The organism is Nakamurella sp. (assembly GCF_048594475.1).
Lineage (GTDB): Bacteria > Actinomycetota > Actinomycetes > Mycobacteriales > Nakamurellaceae > Nakamurella.
This window is the reverse complement of record NZ_JBMDXT010000231.1, coordinates 1-4,339: the sequence shown is the minus strand read 5'-3', so window position 1 is coordinate 4,339 and position 4,339 is coordinate 1. Positions and strand designations below refer to the sequence as shown.

The following is a 4,339-nucleotide window of genomic DNA, read 5'->3' as shown; positions in this document are numbered from 1 at the left end:
GACCGGATCTCGGTCGTTGCACGGCGCGCCCCGCCGCCGCCCACGAGGACCGGCGGGGCGGCCGCGCGCAGCGCCGCCGCCGCGGCGCCGACCGCCTCGGCGGGCGGGAGGGTCGGGGCGGCCGCGGGCGCCACGGTCGCCGCACCGGTCCAGGGCTGCTCGAGCACGTCGAGCGGGACCTCGATGTGCACCGGGCGCGGGCGCCCGGCGGCGAAGAACGCGAACGCGTCGGTGACCGCCCGCGCCGCCTCCTCCGCGGAGCCGACGCGGCGGCTCCAGGCGACGATCTCGTTCATCGCCCCCGAGGCGTTCTTGGTCTCGTGCAGCTGACCGGCGTCGCCACCGTCCGTTCCGGTCGGCAGGCCGGGCGAGACGATCAGCAGCGCGCGGGATTCCGCCCACGCGGTGCCGGCCGCGGCGGCGACGTTCAACACGGCGGGGCCGCTGGTGGTGATGACCACGCCGGGCCGGCCGGAAACCTGGTGGTAGCCGTCGGCGGCGTACCCGGCACCCTGCTCGTGCCGGGTGGTGACCGTCCGGATGCCCGCCGCCGGCAGATGCCGGAACAGCTCGAGGTTGTGGGTCCCGGGAATGCCGAACACCGTGTCCACGCCGTGGGCGGCCAGGGATTCGACGACCGCCGCGCCGCCGTTGCGATGCCCGGTCGGGGCGCAGGCCGTCATGCGGTCGTCCGGTTCTTGGCCAGCACGGCCAGCAGCTCGTAGGCCACGTGCGCGGCGGCGATCCCGGTGATCTCGGCGTGGTCGTAGGCCGGGGCGACCTCGACGATGTCCGCGCCGACGACGTTCAGCCCGGTCAGGCCGCGCAGGGTGTGCAGCAGTTCGCGGCTGGTCAGCCCGCCGGCCTCCGGGGTGCCGGTGCCGGGGGCGTGCGCGGGATCGAGCACGTCGATGTCGATGGATACGTACACCGGGCCGTCGCCGAGCCGGCGCCGCATCCGATCCACCGCGCCGCGGACCCCGTCGGTCTCGTAGTCGTCGGCGCGAACGATCTGGAAGCCGAGCGCGGCGTCGTCCTCCAGGTCGCTCGCCGCGTACAACGGGCCGCGGATGCCCATGTGCTGGCAGCGTTCCAGGTCCAGCAGGCCCTCCTCGGACGCCCGGCGGAACGGGGTGCCGTGGGTGTACGGGGCGCCGAAGTAGGTGTCCCAGGTGTCCAGGTGGGCGTCGAAGTGCAGGACGGCGATCGGGCCGTGGTCGCGGTGCAGCGACCGCAGGATGGGCAGCGCGATCGTGTGGTCGCCGCCGAGGGTGAGCAGCGACGCGCCGTCGGCGCGCACGGCGGTCACCGCGTCGTCGATCTGCTGCACGGCCTCGGTCAGATCGAACGGGTTGACCGCGACGTCGCCGGCGTCGGCGACCTGCTGATCGCCGAACGGGTGCACGTCCTGGGCCGGGTGGTAGGGCCGCAACAGCTTGCTGGAGTTGCGGATGTGGCCCGGTCCGAACCGGGCGCCGGGGCGGTAGCTGACCCCGGTGTCGAACGGCACGCCCAGGATCGCCACGTCGGCGCGCGAGACCTCGTCGAGGCGGGGCAGCCGGGCGAAGGTGTCCGGGCCGGCGTACCGGGGGATCTTGGTGGCGTCGACCGGGCCGACGTTGCCGGTCGCAGAGACGGTGTGCGGAAGGGGCATCGGAATCGTCCTCAGACCTGCGGGGCGGTGGCGGCGGAATCGGTGGTGGTGCTGCGCTTGTGGTTGACCCGGCGGTCCCATTCGGCGCGAATGGGCTCCGGCGTGGCCGGGGTGGCCAGACTGACCGCGACGAAGGCGATCAGGCTGGCGGCCAGACCGGCGTAGATGGGCTCGTTGGCGTAGATGTCGCCGACCGCGGCCATCGTGCCCAGGGTGACGACGACGCCGGCCGCGATGCTGACCAGCGCGCCCCTGAGGGTGCCGCGCCTCCACACCATCCCGCCGATGATGGCGACCAGCAGGCCGCCGACCAGGATGTCGTAGGCGATCGTCAGGGCGGCGATGACGTCGCTGATGACGCAGGCGAGCACGATCGTCAGCACGCCGAAACCCAGGATGTACCAGCGGCTGCCGGCGACCTCGTCGTGCTCCTGGGCGGGCGTCAGGTGCTCGCCGCCTTCGGCCACGGGGGTCGGCACCGGCTGCCGGCGGCGGCGGAACACCGACACGATGTCCTCCTTGGCCACGGTCGCGGTGGCGATCAGCGCACCGCTGGAGGTGGACATGATCGCGGCCAGGGCGGCCGCGATGACCAGCCCGGAAACGCCGACCGGCAGCACCGCCTCGACGACCTCCGGATAGGCGTCGTCCGGGTCGGCCAGGCCGGGCAGGATCACCTTGGCGCTCATGCCGATCAGCGCGCCGGCGACCGCGTAGAGCAGGCAGTAGACGCCCGAGACGGTGCCCGCCCACTTCGCGACGCCGTCGCTGCGGGCGGTGAACACGCGCTGCCAGATGTCCTGGCCGATGACCAGGCCGAAGAAGTAGATGACGAAGTAGGTGACGATCGTGCCGCCCCCGATGGTGGTCAGCGACCAGGCGGTGTCCGGCAGCTTCTCGGCGAGCCCGGCGAAACCGCCCGCCTTGATCAGGGCGGCCGGCAGCAGCAGGACGAAGATGCCGACGGTCTTGATGACGAACTGCACGAAGTCGGTCAGGGTGATCGACCACATCCCGCCGAGCACCGAGTACGTGACGACGACGGCCCCGCCGATGATGATCGACGGCACCTTGCCCAGGTCGAACAGCACGCCGAAGACCGTCCCGTAGGCGATGGTCGAGGTGACCGCGAGCATGAGCGTGTAGGCGGCCATCACGATGCCGGAGAGCAGGCTGCCGCCGCGGCCGTACCGCAGCTCGAGGAACTGGCTGACCGTGTAGACGCCGGCCCGGTTGATCCGGGCGGCGAACACCAGGCTCAGGAACAGGATGCCGCAGCCGATCGCGAAGACCAGCCACATGCCGGAGATGCCGTACTCGTACCCGAGCCCGACGCCACCGATGGTCGACGCGCCGCCGATGACCACGGCGGCCATCGTGCCGGAGTAGAGCAGCGGCCCGAGGCGGCGGCCGGCGACCAGGAAGTCCGACTCGCTCGTGGCCTTGCCTTTGGCGTAGAAGCCGATGCCGATCATGGCGCCGATGTAGGCGGCGATGATGACGAGATCCATGAGGTTCCCTGACGCTGAGGAGGGACGGATGACAATGGTGATCCCGGGGTGCGCCCAGTATGCAACTTAAGTTTCCTAGCCGTCAACCCGTGTCGCTTATGAAATACTCGGGTTGCACGCAGGGATACCTCAGGAAGGGGACCGGCCGATGGGCGCACCGGCGGCGGACGCCGCGTCGGGTGGGGAGACCGCGCGCATCGGCGCCCGGCTCAAGGCGGTGCGACGAGCCCAGCGGCGCACCTTGGAAGAGGTCGCCGAGGCCAGCGGGCTGACCAAGGGTTTCCTGTCCAAGATCGAACGGGACCTCGCGTCGGCCTCCGTGGCGGCGCTGTTGCGCATCTGCGCGGCCCTGGGCATCCCGCTGGCGTCGCTGTTCGAGAACGACGGGGCGGGCGAGGTCGTCCGGTCGGGTCAGTACCCGCGGATCGACTTCGGCGGCCAGGATCTGGACGAGTACCAGCTGACCCCGTTCGCCGAGCGGCGCGTCCAGGTGCTGCGCTCGGACATCCGGCCCGGCGGCGGCAGCGGGCCCGAGGCGTATGCCCTGCCGGCCGATGTGGAGTTCGCCTATGTGATCACCGGGCGACTGGCCGTCGGTTTCGCCGACCGGACCGTCGAGCTCGGCCCCGGCGACGCCTTCACCTTCGACGCCTCGGTCTCCCACACCTTCCGCGCCGAGGCGACGGACGAGATCACCACCGTGCTCTGGGTGCTGTGTCCCGCCCTGGCCGAGGCCGGCCCTTCGCCCGATGCCGCCGCCACCCCGACCGCCCCGGCCGGCGGGTCCGGCGCATCCGGCGCATCCGGCCCGTCCGCCGGCCGTCCGGCCGCCGCTGCCGCCCCGTCCTCGCGGGCCGCCTACGCCGCGCGGATCAAGTAGCCCGGCGCGGACCAAGTCGTCGACTTCCGTCCCACCCGTCACATTCGGCGTCAGTTGATCCGCGCGGCGATCCACATCCGGACGACCACGACGTGTGGACACCGGCGCGCACGAAGTCGTCGATTCGCGTCCCACCCGTCACATTCGGGGCTCGTTGATCCGGTTGAGTCGGTCCGGGGCGCGGTGGCCGGGTTGCCCCGGTTCCGTTTCCCCGGACCGCTCGCCGAACCCGGCGTGCGTGTCTCGACGCACCGGGCTCTCCACGGGTGCGGCCGTTATGCCGGGGTCGGTGTC

The 4,339-nt window shown here is 72.1% G+C and carries 4 protein-coding genes; 1 reads left to right on the top strand and 3 read right to left on the bottom strand.

The window, feature by feature from the left end; translation table 11 throughout:
- The 3 genes from ACOJUF_RS10900 to ACOJUF_RS10890 all read right to left on the bottom strand — a co-directional run.
- Nucleotides 1–683: thiamine pyrophosphate-binding protein (locus tag ACOJUF_RS10900; protein WP_420121874.1), on the bottom strand; the 683-nt coding region annotated here is incomplete at its 3' end.
- Nucleotides 680–1,654: an agmatinase gene (gene speB / locus ACOJUF_RS10895; RefSeq protein WP_420121873.1), complete on the bottom strand. Its 975-nt coding sequence runs from the start codon at nt 1,652–1,654 to the stop codon at nt 680–682. The genes ACOJUF_RS10900 and speB, both read right to left, overlap by 4 nt.
- Nucleotides 1,655–1,665: 11 nt before the next feature.
- The gene (locus ACOJUF_RS10890) at nt 1,666–3,165 is read right to left on the bottom strand and encodes a sodium:solute symporter (RefSeq protein ID WP_420121872.1); all 1,500 of its coding nucleotides are present in this window, start codon (nt 3,163–3,165) and stop codon (nt 1,666–1,668) included.
- Between the two features lie 148 nt (nt 3,166–3,313).
- Between ACOJUF_RS10890 and ACOJUF_RS10885 the strand changes: the two genes are divergently transcribed.
- Nucleotides 3,314–4,045: a helix-turn-helix domain-containing protein gene (locus tag ACOJUF_RS10885; protein ID WP_420121871.1), complete on the top strand. Its 732-nt coding sequence runs from the start codon at nt 3,314–3,316 to the stop codon at nt 4,043–4,045.
- Nucleotides 4,046–4,339: the final 294 nt, after the last annotated feature.

Excerpts from the sequence above, each read along its gene's own strand:
- speB (WP_420121873.1), bottom strand. The coding sequence starts at position 1,654 with ATGCCCCTTCCGCACACCGTCTCTGCGACCGGCAACGTCGGCCCGGTC.
- ACOJUF_RS10890 (WP_420121872.1), bottom strand. The coding sequence starts at position 3,165 with ATGGATCTCGTCATCATCGCCGCCTACATCGGCGCCATGATCGGCATC.
- ACOJUF_RS10885 (WP_420121871.1), top strand. The coding sequence starts at position 3,314 with ATGGGCGCACCGGCGGCGGACGCCGCGTCGGGTGGGGAGACCGCGCGC.